The sequence below is a fragment of the Halomonas sp. CKK8 genome, assembly GCF_029625235.1.
Classification (GTDB): Bacteria; Pseudomonadota; Gammaproteobacteria; order Pseudomonadales; family Halomonadaceae; genus Halomonas; species Halomonas ventosae.
In genome coordinates, this window is the sequence record NZ_CP121193.1 from 1,625,740 (window position 1) to 1,649,095 (window position 23,356).

Sequence of the window (23,356 nt, forward strand, 5' to 3'; positions counted from 1 at the left end):
CTCTGTAGATATCAGGCGTTGCGGGACGTGGCCCCATCGGCCTGAAGGCGCTGAATCTTGCGGTTCTGATAGAGCGAGAAGATCACGGAGGCGACGGCCAGGGCCAGGAAGAGGGCCGAGAGCGGCCGCGTCAGGAAGGTCAGCCAGCTGCTGTCGAGCTCCAGGGCGCGGAACAGCTGACGCTCCAGGTTGTTACCCAGCACCACGCCGAGGATCAGCGGGGTCAGGGGCACCGCGGCCTTCCAGAGCAGGTAGCCGAGGATGCCGAAGCCGAACAGGACCCAAATGTCGAACAGGTTGTTGTTGAGGGCATAGGAGCCGATGGCACACAGCATCAGCACGACCGGTACCAGGACCTGTTGCGGGATCAGCGAGATCTTGGCGAACCAGCGCACCAGCAGCAGCTGACACAGCACCATGACCACCGCGCCGATCATCAGGCTGGCGTAGATGGCCCCCACCAGCACCGGGTTCTGCTCGAACATGAGCGGCCCGGGGGTGATGCCGTGGAGGATGAGTACGCCCATCATGATGGCCATGGGAAGGTCGCCGGGGATGCCCAGTGCCAGGGTCGGCACGAAGGCCCCGCCCGCCACGGCGCTGTTGGAGGCTTCGGAGGCGACGATGCCATCCGGTATGCCCGTGCCGAAGCGCTCGGGGTGGCGCGAGAACTTCTTTGCCTGGTCGTAGCTGACGAAGTTGGCCACGGTGCCGCCGGTACCCGGCAGGGCGCCGATCAGGCTGCCGATCAGTGACGAACGTAGCGTGTTGAACTTCTGGCCGGCCATGTCACGCAGGATCAGGCGGTAGGGTATGGCGACATTGGTATTGGCGCCCCTGGCGGATTGCGGGTCATCACGCAGCTTCTCCAGATTCCCCATCAGCTGGGAGAAGGCAAAGATCCCGATCATCACCGGCAGCATCTCGAACCCGGCGCCGAGGGCGTCGAAGCCGAAGTCGAAGCGCAGGTTGCTGTTACGGTCATAGCCTACGGTGGTGATCAGCAGGCCAAGCGCGGCGGCCAGCAGGCCCTTGAGCAGGGCACCATGCGAGAGACCGGCGACCAGCGTCAGGGCAAAGATGATCAGCGCCGTGATCTCCCAGGGGCGGAAGTTCATGCTGAAGCTGGCCAGTAGGGGACCGAAATAGACCAGCACGGCCACGCTGATCAGGGTGCCGATGAACGAGGCGGCGACGCCGATGCCAAGGGCACGCCCGGGTTCCCCGCGCTGGGCCATGGGGTAACCATCGTAGACGGTGGTGATGGAGGAGGGCGTGCCGGGGATTCCCAGCATCACGCCGGACACGATGCCGCCCGAGTACCCCCCGACGAACACACCGACCATCAGCGAGACGCCACTCACAGGATCCATGGCAAAGGTGAAGGGAAACACCACCAGGATGGCCATGGTCACGGTGAAGCCGGGTATGCTGCCGCCGATGATGCCGAACAGCACGCCCACCAGGATCAGCAGGAGCACCGACGGCGTGCCGACCTGAGCGAGCGCTTGTAGAAAGAAGTCAGCCATGGGGCACTCCGTCGTCAGGGTAACCAGACGTTGAGGACAAAACGAAAGATCACGTAGACCAGCGGGGCAATAGTGCACGAGACCGCCAGGTTGATGATCCACTTGCGACGCGTATCGATGCCCAGCAGCAGGGCCAGTGACATCACCAGGAAACCAAGGGTGGCGGGCAGATAACCGATCAGCGGCAGCAGCAGGGCATAGAGCCCGAACAGGCCGAACAGGGACAGCACAATGGCGTTGTGTCTGACCCACGCCGCGGCGGAGCGACGCGGCCGATCCGTCTCGCCCTTGGGGACCTCAGTGGGCATCAGGAAGGAGCGCAGCAACAAGAGGAGGGAGAGGACGGCGATGATGCCCAGCAGGATCTGCGGGAACAGGGCCGACCCATAGGGTTGCCAGCTGGTAGGCGGCGCGATGTTGCGCGTCTCGGCCAGCAGGATGCCGGAGATGGCCAGCATGGCAAGTGCCAGGGCGCGGTCCTTGGTCAAGGTCAGCATGGTCTTGCACTCCAGGCTAGCCCCGGAGACCGGAGTCTCCGGGGGCTAGCCACGTCTCAGTTCTGGAAGTCGATGTTTTCGGCAGCGGCGGTGAGGGCTGCCTCGTTTTCTTCCAGAAAGGCCTGGTACTCCTCCCCGGGCAGGTAGCGAACTACCGAGCCGAAATCATTCTCGATACGACTGCGGATCTCGTCATCTTCCAGCGCCTTGCCGTAGGCGTCCGCCAGAGTGTCGAGGATCTCCTGCGGCGTGCCCTTGGGGGCAAAGAGGCCGCGACTGGTGGAGTGGTCCATCGCGATCCCCTGCTCGCGCAGCGTCGCGACATCGGGCAGGCTATCAAGCCGTTCGGGGTGTGCCACGCCCAAGGGGGTGAAACTGCCGTCCTCGAAGAAGGCCCCGGCAGAAGGCAGGTTGAACATCGCGAAGTCGATCTCTTCGGCGAGCAGGGCGGAGACCTGTTGGCCGGTATCGGGATAGCCGACCAGGCGCACGTCCGCCATGTCGATGCCGGCGGCATCAAAGAACTGTACCCAGAAGAAGTGGTCCGTGGAGCTCGGGATCATGCTGAAGCGAACTTCCCCCGGGTTCTTGCTGACGTAGTCGGCGATCTCCTCGGCACTCTTGACGGGGTGGTTGGCGTGGGCAACCGGCAGGTTGATGGTCTGGGTCAGCAGGGTGATGGGCTCGAAGGCATCGTAGGAGTAGTCCACGGTACCGGCCAGCTTGGAGAGCGCGATGGTGTCATGGCTGCCCAGCAGGGTGTAACCATCCGGGTCGGCATCCATGACGTTGCGGGAACCGAGCGTCGCGCCGGCGCCGGCCATGTTCACCGGCACGACCGATTCGCCCAGATGCTCCTCGGCCTCCTTCGAGATCAATCGGAAGATGATGTCGGTGGCGCCGCCCGGGCCGTAGGGGATGATCAGTCGGATGTCCTTCTCGGGGTAGTCGGCCTGGGCGTTGCCGGCAATGGCAAGGCCAAGGGTGGCAATGAGGGGAGTCAGCTTGTTGCGCATCATGGTGGTACACCTCGGGTGTTATGGCTTTTGTCGTCAGGTTCGGGCTACCCCGAACCAGGTGTGAGCGCGTGTTCCGTGTCGGTTCTTGTTATGGGTCGTTCAACCGAGAAAGAGCCCTCCGTAGGCCAGGGCGGCCATCACGATGAAGGCCGGGTGGATTCGCAGCCGCAGCAGTGCCAGGGCCGCCAGTGAGCCGATCAGCAGGGTGTGGACGAGTCCTGCCGTCTCCAGCCCTTCGCTGAAGAAGCTCCAGGTCAGCCAGGCCATCATCATGGCGATGACCGGGCGAACCCACTGACTCATGCGCTTGACGCGGGGGGAATCACGGTACCGATAGAGAAGTCCCAGGGCGCCCAGCATCAGCAACAGGGAGGGCACCACCGTGGCCAGCACCGCCACGAGGGCGCCACTGGCCCCGGCGACGTCAAAGCCGATCTGGCCGGCCATCTTGGTGGCGATGGGACTTGGCAGAGCGTTGCCCAGGGCCAGTGTCTCGGCGAACTCCTGGGCCGTCATCCAGCCGTAGCGCCCGACGACCTCCGCCTCGATCAGCGGAATGATCGCCGGGCCTCCGCCGTACCCGATGATGTTGGGGATGAAGAAGGCGAGGAACAGCTCCCAGTGGATCATTCACGGGCCTCCTTCGGGCGCGGCTCTGGAGCAACCATCGCCGTCACCAGCAGGGCACCGATGATCCAGCCAGGATGGAGGCCGAGCAGATAGATGAGTACACCTGCCCCCGCTCCCATGGCAAGGCTCGTCCAGGGGCCCAGGGAGAGGCGCGACTTGTTCCAGAAGTCCAGCGTCAGCTGGCCCATCATGACCATGACCACGGGTACGACGGCATAGCCCATCCCGCGGATCCAGGCGACGTCGCGATAGCGGCTGAACAGGCCCAGCAGCAGGATCATGGCAAGCATCATGGGGACGATGACGGCCGCCACCGCGATGACGCAGCCGGCGATGCCACCGACGCGATAGCCGATGTAGCCCGGCATCTTGGTGGCGATGGGGCCAGGAAGGGTGTTGGCGATCGCGAGCACATCGGCGAAGGCATCGTCATCCAGCCAGTGATGACGCGTGACGACCTCTTCGCGGACCAGGGGAATCATGGCTGGCCCGCCACCGAAGCCGAACAGGCCGATGCGGGTGAAGGCCCAGAAGACCTGGCTCAGCGAAGCGGGAGAGGGGGCCGTCATGAGTCCAGCCCCGAGCGGTCGATCCCAATGCCTGGAATTGATTTTGTCATTGATGTTGTCTTTTGGATAAAAAATCGATTATTTGGTCTAGAATATAGTTTGCAACAGAAAGCAGCGTCAACCTTCAATGTGTGGAGGCCACGAGGGAGGCAGAATGGGCATCTTCGAACGCAAGGAGGGGGTGACCGCGTCCAGCTGGATCTACGACACCCTGCGGCAGGACCTGGTGAATGGACGCTTCACTGCCGGCGAGAAGCTGGCGATCAGCGCCCTCAAGGAGCGCTACGGGGTGGGCCTGAGCCCGCTGCGCGAAGCCCTCAATCGCCTCGCGGCCTACGGTCTGCTGATCCAGGAGAACCAGCGCGGCTTCCGGGTGCCGCGTCTGGCGCGCAACGAGCTCGATGATATCGCCGACATGCGGCGCGAGCTGGAGGGCATGGCGCTGGAGCGAGCCATACAACGAGGCGACGCCGAGTGGGAATCAGAGCTGCTGGCGGCGGCACATCGCTTGAAACGTGCCGACGAGGCGCCGGAGATGGAAGAGGAGTGGGAGCGGCTGCACATGCGATTCCATCGCACCCTGGTGGCTCCCTGTGGTTCCGCGTGGCTGCTGCGCTTCATCGAGCAGCTGCACGACCAGTTTGACCGCTACCGGCGCCTGGCGCCCGGGGAACCGGAGGTCCGGCGCGTTCTTGATGCTCAGCATGGCGAGCTGGTGGAGCTCGCCCTGGCCAGGGACGTCAAGGGGGCGAGGACGCTGATGGATGACCATATCCAGCGCTCCTACGAAGTGGCCCTGGGCAGCTTCGCTCGTGAGCGGGACCCGGCCGATCGGCAACAGGCCGGTGTTGGCTCGGCCGACCACCTCTCTCGACGTTGAAACCCCGCCCGGCGGTGGCCTTGAGATTCCGCGAACCGCGGGAGAAGGTAAAGGCCTACAGTCGATCAGGGGTGTTGCCATGCCTCACCTGGAACTCTGCGCCAAGAACCTCGATGCCGGTCACGTGGCCCATGCCCATGACCACCACCAGCTCATCCTCGCCACCCGCGGGGCCACCGAGCTCTCCATCGAGGGGCGGGGGGATCGCATCACCGGTAGCCGGGGCTGCCTGATTCCCTGCGGCCGCCACCATGATTACCGGGGCGATGGGCGCAACCGCACCTTCGTGCTCGACATTCCTGCCACGAGCCTGCCGGCACTGCGCGATGGCGAGGCGATCGGGCGCCTCTTCGAGCGGCCGCGCTTCTTCGCCGTGCCGCCGCGCCTCAACCGCCTGGCGGCCAGCCTGATGCAGCAGCTCGAGAGCTGTCCGGCCCTGCACAGCGAGATCGCCGCCCTGCTGCTGCGGGCCCTCTACCTGCACCTCGAGGCCGAGCCCCTGACGGCGGACGTCGCCGTGGCCGCCACGCCGGGGTTCAGCGAACGCCTCGACCTGGCGCGCCTGGATGCCTGGATCGACCGTCACCTGGCGGATGAGATCCGGGTCGAGCAGCTGGCCGCGCTCTGCGCCCTGAGCGCCGGGCACTTCCATGCCTGTTTCCGGGAGCTGACCGGCGTGACCCCGCTCGCCTATGTCCAGCGTCGGCGCCTGGATCACGCCCGTGCCCTGGTCACGCACAGCGGCCTGAGTCTCGGCCATATTGCCTCCCTGGTGGGCTTTCGCGACCAGGGCAGCTTCTCCCGCGCCTACCGCCGGCGCTTCGCCATCTCGCCCTCCCGAGCGCGCCGTGAGGGCCGGGCATTCCCGAGTCTCGGGCAAGAGCATCGCAGTCGCGGGCAAGCAGGCGGGCCAGAGTCGACCTAGTCTGAAGGTCAGCTGTCTCGTTGTGCCCTCTGCAGGGAGGGCGAGACAGGGTCACGACAATGACAAGACGACGCGAGGTTGACCATGAAAGCGAAGACACTCCCCGGCGCCCTGGCACTGGCCGCGCTCCCCCTGGCCATCGCCAGCACCCAGGTGCAGGCCCAATCCACGGAGATGGCCATCTCCACCATCCTTCCGGAGAACATGAGCAACAACGAGGTCTACCCGGCGCTGGTGCACTTCAAGAACCTGGTCGAGACCCGGACCGATGGCGAGATCACCGTGTCGATCTTCGGCAACAGTCAGCTGGGTTCCGAGGTGGAGACCGCCTCCGAGGTCCAGGGCGGCCGGACCCTGCAATCCACGATCATCACCACCGGGGCCATGTCGTCCTTCTATGACGACTATCAGCTGATGACCGCGCCCTTCCTCTTCGACAACTGGCGCCAGGCCTGGACCTTCTTCGACAGCGAGTGGTTCGCCGACTTCATGTCGGGGACCATCGAGGAAGCCAACATGCGCTATCTCGGCACCTTCGATGACGGCGGCGGTTTCGTGGCCTTCACCAACAACGAGCGCCTGATCAAGACCGTGGAGGACCTCGAGGGGCTCAATATCCGCACCGAGGAGAACCCGGGACACGTCGCCATCATGAAGTCGCTGGGTGCCTCGGCGACGCCGCTGCCCTGGGGCGAGGTCATCACCGCCCTGGAGACGGGCCTGGCCGACGGTCAGTTCAACGCCCCGGTACTCAATACCACCTACAACTTCGACGAGGTGACGGACTACACCACCCTGACCGGCCACGTCTACAACAGCGCCGCCTGGCTGGTCAGCGAGGAGTGGTTCCAGAGCCTGACCGAGGCCCAGCAGGAGGCCATCGTCACCTCCGCCCGCGAGGCTGTCGCCATCGGCCACGGCATGTCCGGGGCGCTGGCCACGGCCAGCTGGCAAGAGTCCTGCGAGCGCTTCGAGGAGTGCTACATCATGCCCCCCGAGGAGCGGGCGCGCATGTCGGAGGTCGCCACGCCGGCATGGCGGGACTGGATCGTCAACGACTTCGGCATCGAGGCCGACAAGGTCGATGCCTTCCTCGCCGAGGTGGCTCGGGTCGGCGAGGAGGTGAGCGAATCCGACGTGGCCGTCTATGGCCGCTGATGCTCGACCCTGAACCGCCCCGTCGACCGGCCCGACTCTCCGGCCGGTCGACGCGGCCCTTGAGGTGACCTGATGGATCGACTTCAGCCCCTGCGCCGCCTGAGTGACGTGGTCAATCAGGTGGCGATCGTGACGTGTGTGGCCTGCGTGCTGATCATGCTCGGCATCTCCTTCACGGCCTTTCTCTACAAGCTGGCCACGGGCAGCACGCTGAGCTGGACCTACTCCCTGGCGCGGCTCTTCCTGCCCTGGATCGGCTTTCTCTCCATGACCATCTCGCTGCGCTACGGCGAGCACGTGGCCATGACGCTGCTGGTACGCAGCCTGCCACGCGTGCTGCTCAAGGTGGCGGCGGGGCTCTGCCTCGCCGTCATCGCGCTGTTCGCCCTGATGCTGGTCTGGTACGGCTGGATCTTCTTCCAGGGGGCCTCCCAGGTCTACATGGTCTCCGACCAGATCCAGATCTCCGGCAAGTTCACTGCCATCGTGGTACCGATCAGCGGGGTCATCATCCTGCTGCACCTGGTGCAGGGCTTCGACCTGCTGGAACACTTCATCGATGACGAGGCCGTGATCGAGGGCCTCATCGACGCCACTGATGGGGAGGAGCGCTCATGACGCCCGCGATCATCGCCTTCGTCGTGCTTCTGCTGATCGGCGCTCCGGTGGCCGTGGTGATGGCCATGTCGGGGCTGGCCGGCGGCTTCGCCATGGGCGGCGAGCGCATGCTCGGCATCATCGCCGACCGCATGTTCTCGGGCGTCTCGGGCTTCCTGCTGATCGCCGTTCCCTACTTCATCTTCACCGCCGAGCTGATGAACCAGGGCGGCCTGACCCAGAAGCTGATCGCCTTCAACAATGCCCTCTTCGGCCGGGTGCGCGGGGCACTCTCCCACGTCAACGTCTCGGTGTCGGTGTTCTTCGCCGGCCTGACCGGGGCAGCGATCACCGACACGGTGGCGATCGGCAAGATCATGATCCCGGAGATGAAGAAGCAGGGCTATGACGCCGAGTATGCCGCGGCCATCACCGCCTGCTCGTCGATCATCGGACCCATCATCCCGCCCAGTGTGGTGATGGTGGTCTATGCCACCCTGCTGCGTGACATCTCGGTGATCGACCTCTTCGCCGGCGGGATCATCCCCGGCCTGCTGATGGCCGTGGCGCTGCTCGCGGTGAGCTTCTTCCTGGCCTGGAAACGGGGCTACCCCAAGCAGCCGCCCACGCCGTTCAAGGTGGCGGTCGTGGCCTTCCTGGTGGCACTGCCGGCGATGATCGTGCCGCTGATCATCCTCGGCGGCATCCTCGGCGGGCTGACCACCATCACCGAGGCCTCGGGCTTCGCCGCCGTCTATGCCATCACCATCGGGGTCGTCTTCTACCGCAACCTCACCTGGCGCAAGATCTGGCACGCGCTGGTGGTGACGGTGCGCTTCTCGGGGGTGGTGTTCTTCCTGCTGGCGACCTCGGCGGTGCTTGGCTGGTTCGTCACCCGCTCCGGCATCGCCCGGGACGCGGCAGGCCTGATCACCACCTTCAGCGACTCGACCTTCCTGCAGCTGCTGCTGGTCTGCGGCCTGCTGATCCTGGTCGGCACGGTCATGGACGTGCTGCCGGCGCTGGTGGTGGTGGCGCCGGTGCTGGTGCCGGCAATGATCCAGCTGGGGGTGGACCCGCTGCACTTCGCCATCCTGATGATCGTGGTGCTGAACATCTCCAACGTCACGCCACCGGTGGGGATGACACTGATGACGGCGGCAAGGATCGCCAACGTGCCCTTCGAACGGGCGATCATCGCCTCGCTGCCGTTCTACGTGGCCTTCATCGCGGTGATCCTGCTGCTGGTCATCTTCCCGTCGCTCTCCACCTGGATCCCCTCGCTGCTGGGTTAAGGAATTCCCTCATGAAGCTCTTCTATCACCCCGACCAGGAACGCCACGCGCCGCCGACCTTCCTGCTGCGAGGCCGGCCGGTGGACTCTCCGGAAGGGCCGGTGCGGGCCGAGCTGCTGACCCGGGGGCTGGCCTCCATGGGTCTCTCCATGACGCCACCCACCGAGGTCGACAGCGGGCGGCTGAGAGACCGCCTGGCCAGGATCCATGCCCCGCGCTATCTCGACTTCCTCGAGACCATCCATGCCCGCTGGCGGGAACTGCCGGATGCGGCCGAGATCGTGGCGCCCAATGTCCACCCCTGCGGGGGCGGGCACCACTATCCTCGGCACCCGGTGGGGCTGGTGGGCTGGCACATGCATGACATGGCCTGCCCGATGACCGCCGACAGCTTCGCCGGCATCCTGGCCAGCGCCGCCAGCGCCGAGGCCGCCGCCGACGCCGTGCTGACCGGCGAGCCCTCGGCCTATGCCCTGTGCCGGCCGCCTGGCCACCATGCCGGCCCCGAGCGGGCCGGGGGCTTCTGTTTTCTCAACAACTCGGCGCTGGCCGCCACGGTGCTGCGCGAGCATCACGAGCGGGTGGCGATCCTCGACGTGGACCTCCACCACGGCAACGGCACCCAGGACATCTTCTACGACCGCGGCGATGTCTGGACCGGTTCGCTGCATGCCGATCCCGCCGACTTCTATCCCTTCTTCTGGGGCGGTGCCGACGAGCACGGCGAAGGCGACGGGAAGGGCGCCAATGTCAACCTGCCGCTGCCCCTGGGCAGCGACGGCGCGACCTTCCTGGCGACCCTGGACCGCCTCATCGAACGCCTGGCCGGCTTCCGCCCCCAGGCGCTGGTGGTGGCCCTGGGGCTCGATGCCCACAAGGACGACCCGCTGGCCGGCCTGGCCCTGGAGACCGAGGACTTCACCGAGATCGGGCGGCGCCTGGCCGCCATCGACCTGCCCACCGTGCTGGTGCAGGAGGGGGGCTACCCCACCGCGCACCTGGGCGATAACCTGGCCGCCTTCCTGGGCGGCTATACCGCAGCCTGACTGCCATCCCGACGAGAGAACACGCCATGACCGTCACCTATCACGACAGCAATGCCCGCATGAGCCAGATCACCGTGCACAACGGCACCGTCTACCTGGCCGGCCAGGTGCCGACCGACCCCTCCGCCGACATGCGTGGCCAGACCGAGCAGGTGCTCTCCCGCATCGACGACCTGCTGGCCAAGGCCGGTACCTCCAAGGAGCACCTGGTCGCCGCCCAGATCTGGGTCACCAGCATGGCCGAGTTCGACCAGATGAATGCCGCCTGGGATGGCTGGGTGGTGCCGGGACGCCCGCCGGTGCGCGCCGCCGTCGAGGCCAAGCTCGCCAAGCCCGAGTGGAAGGTGGAGATCATGGTCACCGCGGCGCTGCCGGAGGCCTGAGATGCGGATCATCACTGCCGAGGAGGTGTCGGCCTCGCTGGCCTGGCCGGCACTGGTCGAGCGGCTGGCCACCACCTTTCGCGAGGGGGTGGAGTCGCCGCCGCGACACCACCACGCCATGCACCGCCCCGATGGCGAGGCCACCATGCTGCTGATGCCGGCCTGGGAGCGGGCCGGCTACATCGGCGTGAAGATGGTCAACGTCTTCCCGCAGAACGCCGACCATGGGCTCCCGGCCATCGCCGGCGTCTACCTGCTCAGCGAGGGCGCCCACGGGCGCCCCCTGGCCTGCATCGACGGCAGCGAGCTGACCCGGCGGCGCACCGCGGCGGCCTCGGCCCTGGCGGCCCGGGAGCTGGCCCGGGACGATGCCGCGACCCTGCTGGTGGTGGGCACCGGCAAGCTGGCCCCCATGGTGATCGAGGCGCATGCCGCGGTCCGACCCATCACCCGGGTGCGGGTCTGGGGGCGCAACCCCGAAAAGGCCGAGCAATTGGCCGCCGACTATGCCGACCGCTTCGAGTGCGCCGCGGTCACCGACCTCGAGGCGGCGACCGGCGAGGCGGATATCGTCAGCTGCGTGACGCTCTCCACCGAGCCGCTGATCCGCGGTGACTGGCTCGCGCCCGGCACCCACCTCGACCTGATCGGGGCCTTCCGGCCGACCATGCGCGAGACCGATGCCCAGTGCCTGGCCCGCAGCGAGGTGTTCGTCGACACCTATGCCGGGGCTCGGGGCGAGGCGGGCGACATTCTGCAGGCCATCGACGAAGGGGGCTTCGCCTTCGACGCCATCCGCGGCGAGCTCGCCGAGCTGCTGCGCGGCGAGCGGGCGGGACGCTCCTCGGCCGACGCCATCACGCTGTTCAAGTCGGTGGGGGCCTCGCTGGAGGATCTGGCCGCGGCCATCGAGGTGTGGGAACGGCAGGAGGGCCGTGAATGACGGCTGCCACAGGCTTCTTCTGGCACGAGCGCTGCTTCTGGCACGACCCGGGGGCCATCGGGGTCTTCTCGGCCCCCGGCGAGTTCCTGCAGCCGCAGCCGGCCTCGGAGAGCCCGGAGAGCAAGCGGCGGCTGAAGAACCTGCTGGAGGTCACCGGCCTGATCGACCAACTGGCGGTTCGCAAGCCTTCGCCGGCTCGCCGCGAGGATCTCGAGCGCTTCCACACGCCCCGCTACCTGGCGGCGCTGGAGGCGGGCGACCGGGGCCGCGGCGGCGATGGCGGCGACTGCGCGCCCTACACGCCGGGCAGCCTGGCCGCCGCCTGCCAGTCGGCGGGGCTGGCCATCGCCGCGGTGGAGGCCGTGGCCAGCGGGGAACTTCAGCGCGCCTATGCGCTCTGCCGTCCCCCCGGCCACCATGCCGAGGCCGACCGCGGACGAGGCTTCTGCCTGCTGGGCAATATCCCGGTGGCGGTGATGCGGGCGCGTGCCCTGGGCCAGGCGGGGCGGGTGGCGATCCTCGACTGGGACGTGCACCACGGCAACGGCCAGCAGGCGGCGTTCTACTCCGACCCCGAGGTGTTGACGGTCTCGATCCACCAGGCGGGCAACTATCCGCTGGATACCGGCACCTTCGAGGAACAGGGGGAGGGGCCCGGCGAGGGCGCCTGCCTCAACCTGCCGCTGCCGCCCGGCTGCGGCCTCGGGGCCTACGACCACGCCATGACCGAGCTGGTGCTGCCGGCGCTCGAGGCCTTCGCGCCTGAGCTGATCGTGGTGGCCTGCGGCTATGACGCCTGCGCCAAGGATCCGCTGGGCAAGATGCTGCTCAACAGCACGGCCTTCGCCCGCATGACCCGCCAGGTCCGCGAGCTGGCCGATCGCCTCTGCGAGGGGCGGCTGGTGATGGTCCACGAGGGCGGCTATTCGGAGGGCTATGTCCCGCTGTGCGGCCACGCGGTCGTCCAGGCCCTGGCCGACAGCGACACCACGGTGCCCGACCCCCAGGACGAGGAGATCGCCGCCTGGCCCTACCAGGCCCTGCAGCCCCACCAGCGCGAGCTGATCGACGGCTGGCGCGCGGCCTGGGCCGCGGCCGGCCGGCTCTGAGCCCGTTCGATGACCGACTCTTTCACGTCAGGAGCCCACGCCCATGACACCGCTCTATGATCGCGACGGCTGGATCTGGCATGACGGCGAGTGGCTGCCGTGGCGCGATGCCCGCACCCATATGCTGACCCATAGCCTGCACTACGGCATGGGCTGCTTCGAGGGCGTGCGCGCCTATGACGGCCCGCGTGGCACGCACCTGTTCCGGGTGGCGGAGCACACCCGCCGACTGCTGGATAGCGCCCACGCCCTCGATATCCCGCTATCCTTCAATGACGAGGCGCTGATCGAGGCCCAGCGTCAGTGCCTGGCGCGCAATGGCCTGACCAATGCCTATCTCAAGCCCACGGTCTTCCTCGGCGCCGAGGGGCTGGGGCTCAGGGCGAAGGGGCTCACCACGCATGTGATGATCGCCGCCTGGGACCTGGGCGACTACATCTCGCCCGAGGCCGCTGCCATCGGCCTGCGCGCGCTGACCTCCTCCTGGGCACGCCACCATGTCAACATCAGCCTGTGCCGGGCCAAGACCAACGGCCACTATGTCAACTCGATCCTGGCGCTCAACACCGCCGTGAAGGCGGGCTTCGACGAGATGATCATGCTCGACCCGGAGGGGTATGTCGCCGAGGCTTCGGCGGCCAATGTCTTCCTGCTGCGCGACGGCGTGCTGCATACCCCGGAGGTGACCTCCTGCCTGCAGGGCATCACGCGCGACAGCGTTATCCATCTGGCCCGGGAGGTGCTGGGGATTGAGGTGCGCGAGCGGCGCATCACCCGCGACGAGCTCTACACCGCCGACGAGGCCTTCGTCACCGGGACCGCGGCCGAGCTGCTGCCGCTGCGCGAGCTCGATGGCCGGCACATCGGCGCCCGGGCCGGGGCGCCGCCGCCGGACAAGCCCATCGCCGAGGCGTCGCTGACCGCCCGGCTGCAGCGGCTCTATCACCGGGTCACCCGGGGCGATCTGGGCGATGACCTGCAGGACTTCGCCGGCTGGCTGACCGACGCCTGAGCCACCGGCCCGCCACGTTGACATCCGGCCCTGCCGGCCGTGGTAGCCTCGCGCTACCACGCTCGCAAGGACGACGATGATCATGGCCCTGCTGGACGGCATCCTGCGCCTGGCGCTGCTGCTCGCCACCCTCTGGGGGGCGCTGGCCCTGGGCCATCGCCTGGCGCTTCCATGGGCCTGGCGGTGGCTGGTGGTGGCCCTCTGGCTGCTGGCGGGGAGCATCTGGCTGTGGCTGGCCTGGCAGGGCGCGCGGCTGGGGCCGCTTGCCGCCATGGCGGTGCAGATGACCGCGCTGCTGGCCTGGTGGCGGCGACTCAGGCCGGCGAAAGACCTGGCGTGGGCCGAGGATGTCGCCCACCTGGCAACGGGGGACGTCGAGGGGCAGCGGTTAATCCTGCACCGGGTGCGCCACTTCGACTGGCAGACCCCGAGCGATGCCTGTGGGGGCTGGGAGCGGCGCGTCTACGACCTGCGTCGGCTGGACTCGGTCGACCTGTTCGTCTCGAGCTGGGGCCGGCCGGGTATCGCCCACGTGCTGGTCTCCTTCGGCTTCTCCGCTGAGGGGGCGGCCGAGGAGGACTTCGTGGCCTTCTCGGTGGAGGTGCGCCGCGAGCGCCACGAGCGCTTCTCGGAGATCGGCGGCTTCTTCAAGCAGTACGAGCTGGCGATCATCGCCGCCGACGAACGCGACGCCGTGCGCCTGCGCAGCAACGTGCGGGGCGAGCGAGTCACCCTCTACCATGTCACCCTTCCGCCCGAGGCCCGTCGCGACCTGCTGCTGGCCCTGGTGGCGGCGGCCAACGACCTGGAGCGCGAGCCGCGCTACTACCACACCATCACCGCCAACTGCACCACCCTGGTATTCGCCATGATGCGGCGAATCATCGAGGGGCTGCCGCTGGACCATCGCCTGCTGCTCAGCGGCCTGCTGCCGGGCTACATCCATGACCATGGCGGCCTGGTGGACGGCTACTCCCTGCACGAGCTGCGCCGCCTGGGGGACATCACCGAGCGCGCCCGGCAGGCCCATGACGCGCCCGACTTCTCGCGTCGAATCCGCTGCGGCGTGCCGGGGTGGTCTGAAAAAACCTGAACAGTAGGGCATGACCGATCTGCTCATTTGAGTTTGACGGATCTGATTCCCTCAACTTAGCTTCAAAGCATGATTAGCTGATTCGGTGCCCCGTCTCGCCGATGACCCTCCGAGGTCATGCGATTCCCGAGGCGCCCTCTCCCCATCACCACGCTGTCCGCGTGGAAGGAGCACGGGGGATGACACGCTCGGCCTTGCCTCATGCACGTCACCAGGTGGTCGTTACCGCGCCCGGTGACGTGAGCCCCCCGGCCCTCCGCGCCGTCGCCGACGGTCTTGCCAGGCCAGTCGCCGAGGTGGCCGAAGCCATCTTCCGTTCCCCGACCGTTCTCGTCGATGACCTCGACGCCGATACCGCCTCGGCCCTCGACCGGCTACTGACCTCTCTCGGCCTCGAGTCGCGTGTGGCCCCCCATGGCGAGTCCCTGCCGGAGGAGCCCTCTCTCGACGTGGCCGTCCAGGTGCTGGATGCTTCGCGCATCGCGGCCGTGACGGAATCTCTCGCTGATTTCCTCGGCGTCTCGGCGCAGCGCGCCTTCGGACTGCTGGCGACTCCCCCGGGCGTGGTGCTCGGTGGCGTCGGGGCGGCGGCGGTGGAGAGTCTCTCCCGGCGACTCGGCGAGGGCGTTCTGGTGACGCGGGCCCCCCGCGACACCGGCCCCTTTGATCTTCATCTCGCCCCGGGAGCCAGTGTGCCGGCCTGGCTGCAGTCGCGCCTGCGCGAGAGGGCGCAGCGGGTGCGTCCGGGATGGTGTCCGCTGGGTCTATCGCATGGCGAGGCCCGCTCGCTCTGGACCTCCCTCGGCCGACAGGACGGCATCCGCCTGGTGAATCGCGCGCTCATGCGCTGGGACCTGGTGCTGACCGCCCGGGCGACAGCCGACCAAGAGGTGCTGGCCTGGCTCGAGGAACGCTTCGGTATTCCGCCCCAGGTTGCTCCCCGCGTGCTTGCCCATCCGCCCCTCGCCCTGGCCGAGGTCTGCGACGAGTCCCACGCGCAACAATGCCTCGACGAGGCCCGATCCATCGGACTGTCGGTCCACCGGGAGCCGAGCGGCTTCGGTCGGGCCGGCATCGAACTGCTTGCCGTCCGGGACGTGGCCCGGCTCAAGGCCGTGCTGGCCCGTTTCGGCTTGGACGAGACCGTGCGGCCCCCTGCGCGCATCGTGGCCGACCTGTCCGACCTAGAGGCGAGGGTGCTGGCCCAGGAGCTGGCAACGGCCGGCGCCCGGACCCGCTTCGTCGATGCGGCCACCACACCGGGAGACATGCGATGACGGCAACGCCTTCGGACCAGGGGTCGCCGCATCTCCGGCATCTGGCCATCGCGGAGAAGGGCAAGCTGGCCGCGCTGTCCGGCGACCACGGACGAGCGCTCGAGCTCTATCGGACGGCGCTGCGCCTGGCCAGTGAGATGTCGGCCCCGACGCCCTTCGCTCGCCACTACACCGATTGCATCCTCGAGAGCCTCGAGCGCGAAGGCCGACATGCCGATGCCCTGGCCCTCACCGTCGCCGCCTGCGAGGAACTGGAGCGGCGTGGGGCGGAATCCCACCTTCAGCGACGCGATCATGCGACCCTGACCCTGCGTCGCGCCGTCCTGCTGCTCTTCCTCGGGCGTGAGGACGAGGCCGACCATCATCTGGAACAGGCGGTCTTCATCGCCCATCCCGGCCAGCTTGCCCTGGCCGCAGAACTCCAGGCCTGGCGGCGGCGCGCGCTGACCATCACCGCCCAGACCCTGGCCGACGCCCTGACGCGCTACGGCTACTACACCGTTCGCCGCGCCCGGGTTCGCCCTGACCTGGCGCGCAGGGCAGTCCTGCCGCCGGACCTCTCCCGACAGGAGGTGACATGACATGGCCAACTACGACGGCATGACGCCCGGCGAGGTGCTGGCGGATGCCAGCGTGGCCGAGTTCATCAAGGAGCTCGGACTGGGCATCGCCAAGGCCCAGAAGGAACTGGACGACAACTCGGTGCGCCAGATGCAGGCCTTTACCGAGGTTCAGGACTCCCTGGGGGAGCGCTCGCTGCTGGAACTCGGCTTGATGCCCGCCTTCTACCACTACCAGCATGCCGATGTCTCGGTATCCCTCCAGCTGCGTCTCGAGGTGGGCAAGACCGACGAGTTCGGCTTTTCGGCCAGTGCGAGCCTGGGCGATACCCGTCAGCAGAGTGCCTCGTCGTCGGCAAGCGAATCGGAAAGCGAGAGCGGCACGCGGGTCGAGACGCGCGAGGCCCGGCTCGAGTACCGTGCCGATGCCACCGGCACGCTCACGGTGAACGGGACCCAGGTGGTGCCCGCCGGCCAGACGCCGCGCGCCCGGCTCGGGAGCCTGCGTGACCAACTGGTCGGCGGGCAGGGGATCGAGGCGCTGGTCTATTCGCCTCCGGACGCCGCCCTGACCATCACCAGTGACGCGCCGGGGAGTCAAGTGGTGACCGGCGCTCGTTCGGTGGCCTTCACTTTCACCACCACCGCCAACGGGCTGGTGGCCATCCGCGACGACGCCGCCACCGACTATGTGCTGAATACCGGCACGACGGTCTCGACCAGTGTCCAGGGCGATCTCGCGGCGTATGCCCAGCACGTCAAGGCCCAGGTCGACGCGGCCGGCGGCTTCACCACGACGTTGCACCCCCCGCATCAGGCGGGAGAGCCCCAATTCGGGGTCTATTTCGACACCGGGAAGGCGGAGTTTCGTAGCGCGGACGATCGACGTTCCCTGACCGAACTGGCGCGCGCCTTTGCCGCGACGGGCATGCGGGTTCGCCTGGAAGGTATGACCGACCGGCAGGGCTCGGCTCAGAAAAACCTGGCGCTTGGTGAGGCGAGGGCACGTTTCGTGCGCGACTTCCTGATGGCCAATGGCGTGGGAGCGGATCGCATCGAGCTGGTCGATAGCCGGGGTGAGGGGCGTGCCCGCGACGCCGGTGAGGACGACGGCACACCCAATCAGGAGTGGCGGGCCACCTCGATCGCGACGCCGGAGCGCGACTACTACTGGCTCTCACTGCGCAGCCAGGGCAGTGCGCTGCTGGACGGGGTCGCGCCCGACCTGCAGGGCGGCGGCGACGGCAACGGCTTCGTGTTCCTGTGGCAGCCGGCCTCGCCCGACCTGTCGACGTTCTCCGTCACCGTCGAGGGACAGGCGTTTCCCCTCGACGGCGCGGCAGTGGCGGGGCACGCGGCGAATGCCGCCGAGGCTTACGCGCACCACCTCACGGCCGCCCTCAACGCCACCGGCTCGCTGCGCGCCAACCGGGTGGGCCACGTCGTCGAGGTGATGCGCGCCACCGATACCTATGACGTCAAGCTGTTCAGCGCTACCAGCGCGCAGCTCGAGCTGACCGGCAGCCAGGGGCTTACCGTGACCCAGCAGTTCTCGCGCTCGCGGTCACGCCAGGTCCAGAGCCGCGAGGGCGCCAGCACCGCCGTGGCGATCGGCGTCAGCGTGAACAAGCGGGAGTCCCGGCAGTTCAACATGGCGGTGACCGGCAATAGCCAGATCTCCGCCCGACTGGCCTCCGTGCCGCCGCCCGACCTCTTCGTCGAGGCGATCCACGCCCTGCAGCGGGAGCGTCGGTCATGAGTGCCGGGGCCCGGACGACCCGTGCCCTGGTCACGGCGCCGCTGCCGCAGATCGTCGAACGGCTTGGCATGGCCATCGCCGAGGGCCAGTTCGCCCTCGATCGCAATGCCGTGGAAATGGCCAAGGTGATGGGGGAGACGGAGGTCGAGGTCGGCGGTGAGACCTACAGCCTGCTGGCGCTGGGCTTCACGCCGAGCTTCTACGCCTATACCGAGGCGACCGTCGAGGCGCGGCTCAGCTTCACCGTGAGCGAGTCGACCGATACCTCCATCGGCGCCTCCGTCACCGGCGGCGTCAATGCCGGGATCTATATGGCGGCCGCCACCGTCTCGGTCAGCTATGCCAGGAAGTACGCCATGGAGGCGTCCGGCATGTCATCCATCGCTGCCCGGCTGGTGTCGCTGCCCCCACCCGAGCAGTTCATGGCGCTCCTGCGCCAGCAGCGTAACGCCGACAGCGAGTGAGCCGGTCGCACCGGTCTACAACAAGGAGAACGACCATGAGCATTGGACAGGACCTTCTCGATGTCCCCATGGGGGACATGATTCGCGACATGGCCTTCGCCATCGCGGACAGCCAGTACCAGCTCGACCAGAGCTCGATGCGAACCGCCGAGATGATGGGTGGCCTTCAGTCGGTCATCGACAGCCGCGGCAACCAGACCTTCGACGACAGCCGCGTGTTCTTCGGCTACGAGTACATGACCGTCGAGCAGGCACTCTACTACGCCATCTTCGATGACTCCCTCACCGGGGCGCTTGACGAAGACTCCATACGGCTCAAGGAGGTCGTCCTCGAGATCATCGGGGAGATGGCCGAGGCCGAGGGCGGTAGCGCGGACGTTGCGCAACCGCTCAGGAACTTCAGCCGGGATACCAGCGCCAATGCCGATATCTCCAACGCGCTGGACACCCAGGTGGGAGGGGAGAGGCTGGCCGACAAGGTGATTCGGGTCCCGACGCGCCTGTCGATGATGGAACTGGGTTTCACGCCCACCTTCTATCAGTTCGTGGACACCATCATCGAGGTGAAGATCGCCATCCGCATGACCCGTGAGCGCGCCTATGAGCGCACCACCTCGAATGCGACCAGCGACCGGCAGCGCAGCGCCGGCCGCAGCACCCGAGTAGGACTGACCTGGCCGCCGGGCGTGAAGAAGTCGAAGACCTATCGCAGCAACTCCTCCGTGCAGACGACCCAGGTGGATGCTACCTATTCCCAGAAGTACAGCTACAGCGCCGAAGGGGCGAGCCTGCTGCGGACCAAGATGGTGCCGGTGCCGCCTCCCGCGGTACTGACCGAACGCATTCGCGGCTTCATGGAGGTCGAGGAGGATGCGCGCCGGCGCCGCCTTGAAGCTATCTATCCCCAAGAAGGAGAGGAGTGATGGCCGTCGGACAGGATCTGCTCAACGTCCCCTTCCCGGAAATGGTCAAGTCGATGGGGGTGGGGATCGCCGAGGCGCAGTATGAGCTCGACCTCACCTCGCTGAAGATCGCCCGGCTGATGGCCGGCTATGCGCCCGAAGACGAGGAGGAGGGCACGGCCTCTAGCGAGCGTCCCAACCTGGTCAGGATCGGGGATGACAGCCCGGAGGGCTATTCGCTCCTGGAACTCGGGTTCACGCCGACCTTCTACCAGTTCGTGGACACGCTCATCGAGGTCAAGATGTCGATCTCCATGGCCACCGAGAGCGAGCAAAAGCGCAGCAGTACCACCGTCAACGCCTCGGTGAGCGGGAAGGTGGGGTTCCTGTCGGCGAGCGCCAAGATGAAGGTCTCCACCGTCTCGGCCAGCTTCTCGAGCAAGTACCAGTACTCCGCCGAGGGAAGCTCGCTCATGCGGACCAAGTTGGTGACCGTCCCCGCGCCGGCCATCCTGGAGGAACGCATCCGCGCCATGTTGTCCACCGAGCCGGAACCGGAATAGACCGATGCCGCGTAACAGCTGGGCCTCATTGCAGGAGGAGACGGCGTCGGACACGTCGTCCCAGGAGGCCGCGTCGACGCCCCTGCCCGAATCCCTGGTGGCTCTCCAGCGGGAGCGTGCCGAACTCGAGGCCAGGATGCGGCGCCTCGCTTCCGGCGGGGCCGAGCCGAACGGGAACGCCGATGCCCGGTTTCCCGTCACCCCTCTCGCGCTGCGCCGTCGGGCCGACGCGGCCTGGGCGTCCCGGCGTGATGCCCAGACCAATCGCTCTGGCGGGCGCGAGTTGACCGAGGTCCGGGAGGCTACATCCGAGCTCCCCGGTGAAGATCCGTTGCTGCCCCTGCGAACCGGCCAGCGCCTGCTGGGCGATCCCCCGATGCGAAGCGGGCTGCGAGATCCGGGACACTCATGGGACGATACGGACGCCCTCGATCAGTACGTGGGCCGTGTCACCGGGCCTCGTGACGAGGCAGAGCGCCGGGGTCGCGAGTCGCTGGAGACAGTGTTCCCCACCACGCCCACCCGCTCCTATGAGGCGAGGCGTGAACGGTTGCTCTCGTTGGCGGAGGGGGGCTGCGGCGATCTGGACGAGCGTGCCGAGCGTGCCCGGGAACTGGCCCTCGCGCGTCGGCGATGGTTGCAGCGCGAGCAGCAGGCCGACGACCGGCGTCTCACCCGAGCGCGCCGGCAACGACAAGCCCAGGAGGACGAGTAATGAGCAAGGGAGGCCAGGTTGCGGCTGATGCGATACGGGACATGCTGTTGGGGCTGGCGGATGCCATGCAGGATGCCCAGGGGACGCTGTCGGAAGCGGCGCGCACGAGCGATGCCGGACATGGCTACGAGATCCCCTACCTCGATTTCGTTTTCGAGGTGGAGTTCTCGGAGGAGACCGAGGCGAGCCAGCCGACCAGGCTCAGGCTGCTCCCCAAGGCACGCCGCCAGGCCGATGAGGCCGGGCGGGAAACGCGCGTCACCTCATCGATCTCCGGTCGGCTGGCGACGGTGCCCGCGCATGGCGGACGGCCGGAGACGCTGCTGGACTTGAGCCTGTCTGCCGTCGAAGGACGTGCCAGTCGCCAGCGGCTGGATATCCAGGTGTCCAGCATGGCCGGCGAGCGCCTGGGCGGTGTGCCCGTCTCTCTCCAGGTAGATGTCGAGATGACCGAGCGACTCCTCGGCTACCGACCCTCAGCCCAGCAGCGCCTGTCGCTGCTGCCGTCACAGCGGCTGACCACGAGGGAGGACGGCAGCGCCCATCTGGCCGTCGAACTCTCGTCGCTCAGGGGTCGCCAGGTGGTCGTGCAGGTGGAGTCGCGGGGCGCGATCGGCCGGCTGCTGCTGCCAGGAGAGTTCTCATGACCATCAAGCTTCGCGTGACCGCCAGCCTGCTGGATGCCGCCCGAAAGCCTGCCCCCCGTCAGGTGGTGGAACTCCAGGTCTACCAACTCGGCAGGGGATGGATGGGGCTTGACCGGTCCACGACCAACGACGAGGGAAGGCTCGCCATCGGCACCGGGCTGCAGGATGAGGGCAAGCTGGCGCCGGCCCTGCGACTGGTCAAGGCGGACACCGACCCGGCGGAAGTCCTGTCCCAGCAAGGCACCTACCACATGGCGCGTACCATATTGAACGTCTCGTTCGGGGAGGTGGTGATGTTGCCGGGCGCCGGAGTGTCAGCGCCGTCCGTCTCGCGCCGTCGTCCCGAACGGCTCTCCGGAATGAACCTCAACATGGCGGACCTGATGCTGGATACGCAGGTCCATACCCTGTCGCCCGACAGCCTCCGGCCGGGTATCGACACTGCGACCGACTCGGCCAGGCCGGAAGCCGGCGGCGTGACCGCAGGCATGCTGGAAACGCGCAAGACCGCGGTCGTCATGGAGATGCTCAGCGCCGAGACCGCCAAGCGGGAGCAATTGCAGGTCCAGGTCGATCTGCGACAACATCGCATCCAGGAGCTCGACCAGGCGCTTCAGAAGAGCGAGGCCCAGAGTGAACAACTGGGTCGCCAGCTAGACCAGCTGCGCAAGACGGTCTCGACATCACCGCCCATGGAGCGGCTGACGTCGACCATCTCGGGCGCGCTGGACCTGGCCCGTGCCGACCAGGGGATGGAGCTGGCCTCCGCCGAGCTGCGCATTCGCGGCCTGGTCATGGAGGGCGGCAAGAGCTTCCATCCGCTCGACAGCGTAGAGGCCAGGGAGGTGCTGTCGGACAACGTCTCCGAGCTGGTGCTGCGGCTCAACCCGCCACGGATCGCTGCGGCGCCAGCGTCTGCCGAGGTCCCCGACCTGATTGGCCAGACCCTCGAGTCGGCCAGGCGCCAGGCCCTGGCCGCTGGGCTGCGGCTGGACGTGATCGAGCGGTATAGCCAGCGCCACCCCTCCGGCGCCATCATCGAGCAGCGACCGGCCCCGGGGGCCGACCTGTCTGAGGCCGATGGACGGCTGGGGATCGTGGTCGCCGTGGGATCGGACACCGAGGAGGCAGGGCCATGACTGACATCAAGCGGTTGATACACGACACGGCGGCAGCACCCCTGGGCGAAATCATCGCCTCGGTAGGGCAGGGGGTGGCGCATGCCCAGCGCGCCCTGGACGAGCAGGCGCTGGCCCAACTGGAAGCCCTCTACCAGGACAACGACGAGGTGGCGGCCCTGATGCGTCGGAGTGGCTGGCAGCCGACCTTCTACACCCTTCCCGAGACCGAGGGGGAGGTCAAGGTCGCGCTCTCGCTGTCGGGACAGGACATTGCCGGGGCGCGTCCTTCGAGCGCTTCCGCGCCCGGCGGGGCGATAAGGCGAAAGGGGGTGAGGATGTACGCCACTCCGGTGGATGCGGGATACCAGAACCGCTTCGGTTACCAGGCCACCATCGGTGCATCGCTGCGGTTTCGCATCGTGCCGGTGCCGCCCCCTCCTGAGGTCGAGAACCTGCCGATCGTGGCGGTGCCTCGACTGGTCTCCATGCAGAGTGACGAGGCACAGCAGCTTTTGGCCGATTTCCGGCTCGAGATGGACGTCGATCCGTCGGGTGCGCCGTCGGGGGTGGTCCGCACACAAGTGCCCGCCCCGGGCGAGCTGTTGCGTCGTGGCGATCCCGTGTCGGTCACCTTGGGAGCGAATCCCGAACCCTGATGAAAAA

The 23,356-nt window shown here is 67.5% G+C and carries 26 protein-coding genes; 21 read left to right on the forward strand and 5 right to left on the reverse strand.

What is annotated here, in order from left to right; translation table 11 throughout:
* Positions 1-11: 11 nt before the first annotated feature.
* From P8934_RS07660 to P8934_RS07680, 5 genes are all read right to left on the reverse strand, one after another.
* On the reverse strand, positions 12-1,529 hold the full coding sequence (locus P8934_RS07660; RefSeq protein WP_278033650.1) for a tripartite tricarboxylate transporter permease: 1,518 nt from the start codon (positions 1,527-1,529) through the stop codon (positions 12-14).
* A gap of 14 nt (positions 1,530-1,543) precedes the next feature.
* Positions 1,544-2,026: a tripartite tricarboxylate transporter TctB family protein gene (locus P8934_RS07665; protein WP_278033651.1), complete on the reverse strand. Its 483-nt coding sequence runs from the start codon at positions 2,024-2,026 to the stop codon at positions 1,544-1,546.
* A gap of 56 nt (positions 2,027-2,082) precedes the next feature.
* Positions 2,083-3,045, reverse strand: a complete 963-nt coding sequence (locus P8934_RS07670) for a tripartite tricarboxylate transporter substrate binding protein (RefSeq protein ID WP_278033652.1) — start codon at positions 3,043-3,045, stop codon at positions 2,083-2,085.
* Between the two features lie 99 nt (positions 3,046-3,144).
* Positions 3,145-3,675, reverse strand: a complete 531-nt coding sequence (locus P8934_RS07675) for a chromate transporter (protein ID WP_278033653.1) — start codon at positions 3,673-3,675, stop codon at positions 3,145-3,147.
* On the reverse strand, positions 3,672-4,244 hold the full coding sequence (locus tag P8934_RS07680; RefSeq protein ID WP_278033654.1) for a chromate transporter: 573 nt from the start codon (positions 4,242-4,244) through the stop codon (positions 3,672-3,674). The genes P8934_RS07675 and P8934_RS07680 overlap by 4 nt, the downstream gene beginning before the upstream one ends.
* A 154-nt stretch (positions 4,245-4,398) precedes the next feature.
* Between P8934_RS07680 and P8934_RS07685 the strand changes: the two genes are divergently transcribed.
* From P8934_RS07685 to P8934_RS07785, 21 genes are all read left to right on the forward strand, one after another.
* The gene (locus P8934_RS07685; RefSeq protein ID WP_278033655.1) at positions 4,399-5,124 is read left to right on the forward strand and encodes an FCD domain-containing protein; all 726 of its coding nucleotides are present in this window, start codon (positions 4,399-4,401) and stop codon (positions 5,122-5,124) included.
* A 79-nt stretch (positions 5,125-5,203) separates the two neighbouring features.
* The gene (locus P8934_RS07690; protein ID WP_278033656.1) at positions 5,204-6,049 is read left to right on the forward strand and encodes an AraC family transcriptional regulator; all 846 of its coding nucleotides are present in this window, start codon (positions 5,204-5,206) and stop codon (positions 6,047-6,049) included.
* A gap of 84 nt (positions 6,050-6,133) precedes the next feature.
* Entirely contained in the window at positions 6,134-7,207 is a 1,074-nt protein-coding gene (dctP, locus tag P8934_RS07695) for a TRAP transporter substrate-binding protein DctP (protein WP_133634987.1), read from the forward strand.
* Between the two features lie 72 nt (positions 7,208-7,279).
* Complete coding sequence (locus P8934_RS07700; RefSeq protein WP_106231530.1) at positions 7,280-7,825, forward strand: TRAP transporter small permease subunit; 546 nt, start codon at positions 7,280-7,282, stop codon at positions 7,823-7,825.
* The gene (locus P8934_RS07705) at positions 7,822-9,099 is read left to right on the forward strand and encodes a TRAP transporter large permease (protein WP_278033657.1); all 1,278 of its coding nucleotides are present in this window, start codon (positions 7,822-7,824) and stop codon (positions 9,097-9,099) included. The genes P8934_RS07700 and P8934_RS07705 overlap by 4 nt, the downstream gene beginning before the upstream one ends.
* A gap of 11 nt (positions 9,100-9,110) precedes the next feature.
* Positions 9,111-10,145, forward strand: a complete 1,035-nt coding sequence (locus tag P8934_RS07710) for a histone deacetylase family protein (RefSeq protein ID WP_278033658.1) — start codon at positions 9,111-9,113, stop codon at positions 10,143-10,145.
* 26 nt (positions 10,146-10,171) lie between these two features.
* Positions 10,172-10,528 carry a RidA family protein gene (locus P8934_RS07715; protein WP_106231538.1) on the forward strand — a complete coding sequence of 119 codons (357 nt, stop codon included), beginning with the start codon at positions 10,172-10,174 and terminating at the stop codon, positions 10,526-10,528.
* Position 10,529: 1 nt separating this feature from the next.
* On the forward strand, positions 10,530-11,471 hold the full coding sequence (locus P8934_RS07720) for an ornithine cyclodeaminase family protein (protein WP_278033659.1): 942 nt from the start codon (positions 10,530-10,532) through the stop codon (positions 11,469-11,471).
* A complete protein-coding gene (locus P8934_RS07725) occupies positions 11,468-12,580 on the forward strand; it encodes a class II histone deacetylase (protein ID WP_278033660.1) in 1,113 nt (370 codons plus the stop codon). Before P8934_RS07720 ends, P8934_RS07725 begins: the two co-directional genes overlap by 4 nt.
* A 43-nt stretch (positions 12,581-12,623) precedes the next feature.
* A complete protein-coding gene (locus P8934_RS07730; protein WP_278033661.1) occupies positions 12,624-13,592 on the forward strand; it encodes a branched-chain amino acid transaminase in 969 nt (322 codons plus the stop codon).
* An 82-nt stretch (positions 13,593-13,674) separates the two neighbouring features.
* Positions 13,675-14,685: a DUF4105 domain-containing protein gene (locus P8934_RS07735; RefSeq protein ID WP_278033662.1), complete on the forward strand. Its 1,011-nt coding sequence runs from the start codon at positions 13,675-13,677 to the stop codon at positions 14,683-14,685.
* Positions 14,686-14,864: 179 nt separating this feature from the next.
* Complete coding sequence (locus tag P8934_RS07740) at positions 14,865-15,962, forward strand: hypothetical protein (protein ID WP_278033663.1); 1,098 nt, start codon at positions 14,865-14,867, stop codon at positions 15,960-15,962.
* Positions 15,959-16,543 (forward strand): hypothetical protein, encoded by a 585-nt coding sequence (locus P8934_RS07745; RefSeq protein WP_278033664.1) that lies wholly within the window; start codon positions 15,959-15,961, stop codon positions 16,541-16,543. Before P8934_RS07740 ends, P8934_RS07745 begins: the two co-directional genes overlap by 4 nt.
* Before the next feature lies 1 nt (position 16,544).
* Positions 16,545-18,281: an OmpA family protein gene (locus tag P8934_RS07750; protein ID WP_278033665.1), complete on the forward strand. Its 1,737-nt coding sequence runs from the start codon at positions 16,545-16,547 to the stop codon at positions 18,279-18,281.
* Positions 18,278-18,745 (forward strand): hypothetical protein, encoded by a 468-nt coding sequence (locus tag P8934_RS07755; protein WP_278033666.1) that lies wholly within the window; start codon positions 18,278-18,280, stop codon positions 18,743-18,745. Before P8934_RS07750 ends, P8934_RS07755 begins: the two co-directional genes overlap by 4 nt.
* Positions 18,746-18,780: 35 nt before the next feature.
* On the forward strand, positions 18,781-19,668 hold the full coding sequence (locus tag P8934_RS07760; protein WP_278033667.1) for a hypothetical protein: 888 nt from the start codon (positions 18,781-18,783) through the stop codon (positions 19,666-19,668).
* Positions 19,668-20,210 (forward strand): hypothetical protein, encoded by a 543-nt coding sequence (locus P8934_RS07765; RefSeq protein WP_278033668.1) that lies wholly within the window; start codon positions 19,668-19,670, stop codon positions 20,208-20,210. Before P8934_RS07760 ends, P8934_RS07765 begins: the two co-directional genes overlap by 1 nt.
* 331 nt (positions 20,211-20,541) lie before the next feature.
* A complete protein-coding gene (locus tag P8934_RS07770; protein WP_278033669.1) occupies positions 20,542-20,925 on the forward strand; it encodes a hypothetical protein in 384 nt (127 codons plus the stop codon).
* Entirely contained in the window at positions 20,925-21,572 is a 648-nt protein-coding gene (locus P8934_RS07775) for a hypothetical protein (protein WP_278033670.1), read from the forward strand. The genes P8934_RS07770 and P8934_RS07775 overlap by 1 nt, the downstream gene beginning before the upstream one ends.
* On the forward strand, positions 21,569-22,711 hold the full coding sequence (locus P8934_RS07780) for a PASTA domain-containing protein (protein WP_278033671.1): 1,143 nt from the start codon (positions 21,569-21,571) through the stop codon (positions 22,709-22,711). Before P8934_RS07775 ends, P8934_RS07780 begins: the two co-directional genes overlap by 4 nt.
* Entirely contained in the window at positions 22,708-23,349 is a 642-nt protein-coding gene (locus tag P8934_RS07785) for a PASTA domain-containing protein (protein WP_278033672.1), read from the forward strand. Before P8934_RS07780 ends, P8934_RS07785 begins: the two co-directional genes overlap by 4 nt.
* The last annotated feature ends 7 nt before the right edge of the window (positions 23,350-23,356 follow it).

Excerpts from the sequence above, each read along its gene's own strand:
- P8934_RS07660 (WP_278033650.1), bottom strand. The coding sequence starts at position 1,529 with ATGGCTGACTTCTTTCTACAAGCGCTCGCTCAGGTCGGCACGCCGTCG.
- P8934_RS07665 (WP_278033651.1), bottom strand. The coding sequence starts at position 2,026 with ATGCTGACCTTGACCAAGGACCGCGCCCTGGCACTTGCCATGCTGGCC.
- P8934_RS07670 (WP_278033652.1), bottom strand. The coding sequence starts at position 3,045 with ATGATGCGCAACAAGCTGACTCCCCTCATTGCCACCCTTGGCCTTGCC.
- P8934_RS07675 (WP_278033653.1), bottom strand. The coding sequence starts at position 3,675 with ATGATCCACTGGGAGCTGTTCCTCGCCTTCTTCATCCCCAACATCATC.
- P8934_RS07680 (WP_278033654.1), bottom strand. The coding sequence starts at position 4,244 with ATGACGGCCCCCTCTCCCGCTTCGCTGAGCCAGGTCTTCTGGGCCTTC.
- P8934_RS07685 (WP_278033655.1), top strand. The coding sequence starts at position 4,399 with ATGGGCATCTTCGAACGCAAGGAGGGGGTGACCGCGTCCAGCTGGATC.
- P8934_RS07690 (WP_278033656.1), top strand. The coding sequence starts at position 5,204 with ATGCCTCACCTGGAACTCTGCGCCAAGAACCTCGATGCCGGTCACGTG.
- dctP (WP_133634987.1), top strand. The coding sequence starts at position 6,134 with ATGAAAGCGAAGACACTCCCCGGCGCCCTGGCACTGGCCGCGCTCCCC.
- P8934_RS07700 (WP_106231530.1), top strand. The coding sequence starts at position 7,280 with ATGGATCGACTTCAGCCCCTGCGCCGCCTGAGTGACGTGGTCAATCAG.
- P8934_RS07705 (WP_278033657.1), top strand. The coding sequence starts at position 7,822 with ATGACGCCCGCGATCATCGCCTTCGTCGTGCTTCTGCTGATCGGCGCT.
- P8934_RS07710 (WP_278033658.1), top strand. The coding sequence starts at position 9,111 with ATGAAGCTCTTCTATCACCCCGACCAGGAACGCCACGCGCCGCCGACC.
- P8934_RS07715 (WP_106231538.1), top strand. The coding sequence starts at position 10,172 with ATGACCGTCACCTATCACGACAGCAATGCCCGCATGAGCCAGATCACC.
- P8934_RS07720 (WP_278033659.1), top strand. The coding sequence starts at position 10,530 with ATGCGGATCATCACTGCCGAGGAGGTGTCGGCCTCGCTGGCCTGGCCG.
- P8934_RS07725 (WP_278033660.1), top strand. The coding sequence starts at position 11,468 with ATGACGGCTGCCACAGGCTTCTTCTGGCACGAGCGCTGCTTCTGGCAC.
- P8934_RS07730 (WP_278033661.1), top strand. The coding sequence starts at position 12,624 with ATGACACCGCTCTATGATCGCGACGGCTGGATCTGGCATGACGGCGAG.
- P8934_RS07735 (WP_278033662.1), top strand. The coding sequence starts at position 13,675 with ATGGCCCTGCTGGACGGCATCCTGCGCCTGGCGCTGCTGCTCGCCACC.
- P8934_RS07740 (WP_278033663.1), top strand. The coding sequence starts at position 14,865 with ATGACACGCTCGGCCTTGCCTCATGCACGTCACCAGGTGGTCGTTACC.
- P8934_RS07745 (WP_278033664.1), top strand. The coding sequence starts at position 15,959 with ATGACGGCAACGCCTTCGGACCAGGGGTCGCCGCATCTCCGGCATCTG.
- P8934_RS07750 (WP_278033665.1), top strand. The coding sequence starts at position 16,545 with ATGGCCAACTACGACGGCATGACGCCCGGCGAGGTGCTGGCGGATGCC.
- P8934_RS07755 (WP_278033666.1), top strand. The coding sequence starts at position 18,278 with ATGAGTGCCGGGGCCCGGACGACCCGTGCCCTGGTCACGGCGCCGCTG.
- P8934_RS07760 (WP_278033667.1), top strand. The coding sequence starts at position 18,781 with ATGAGCATTGGACAGGACCTTCTCGATGTCCCCATGGGGGACATGATT.
- P8934_RS07765 (WP_278033668.1), top strand. The coding sequence starts at position 19,668 with ATGGCCGTCGGACAGGATCTGCTCAACGTCCCCTTCCCGGAAATGGTC.
- P8934_RS07775 (WP_278033670.1), top strand. The coding sequence starts at position 20,925 with ATGAGCAAGGGAGGCCAGGTTGCGGCTGATGCGATACGGGACATGCTG.
- P8934_RS07780 (WP_278033671.1), top strand. The coding sequence starts at position 21,569 with ATGACCATCAAGCTTCGCGTGACCGCCAGCCTGCTGGATGCCGCCCGA.
- P8934_RS07785 (WP_278033672.1), top strand. The coding sequence starts at position 22,708 with ATGACTGACATCAAGCGGTTGATACACGACACGGCGGCAGCACCCCTG.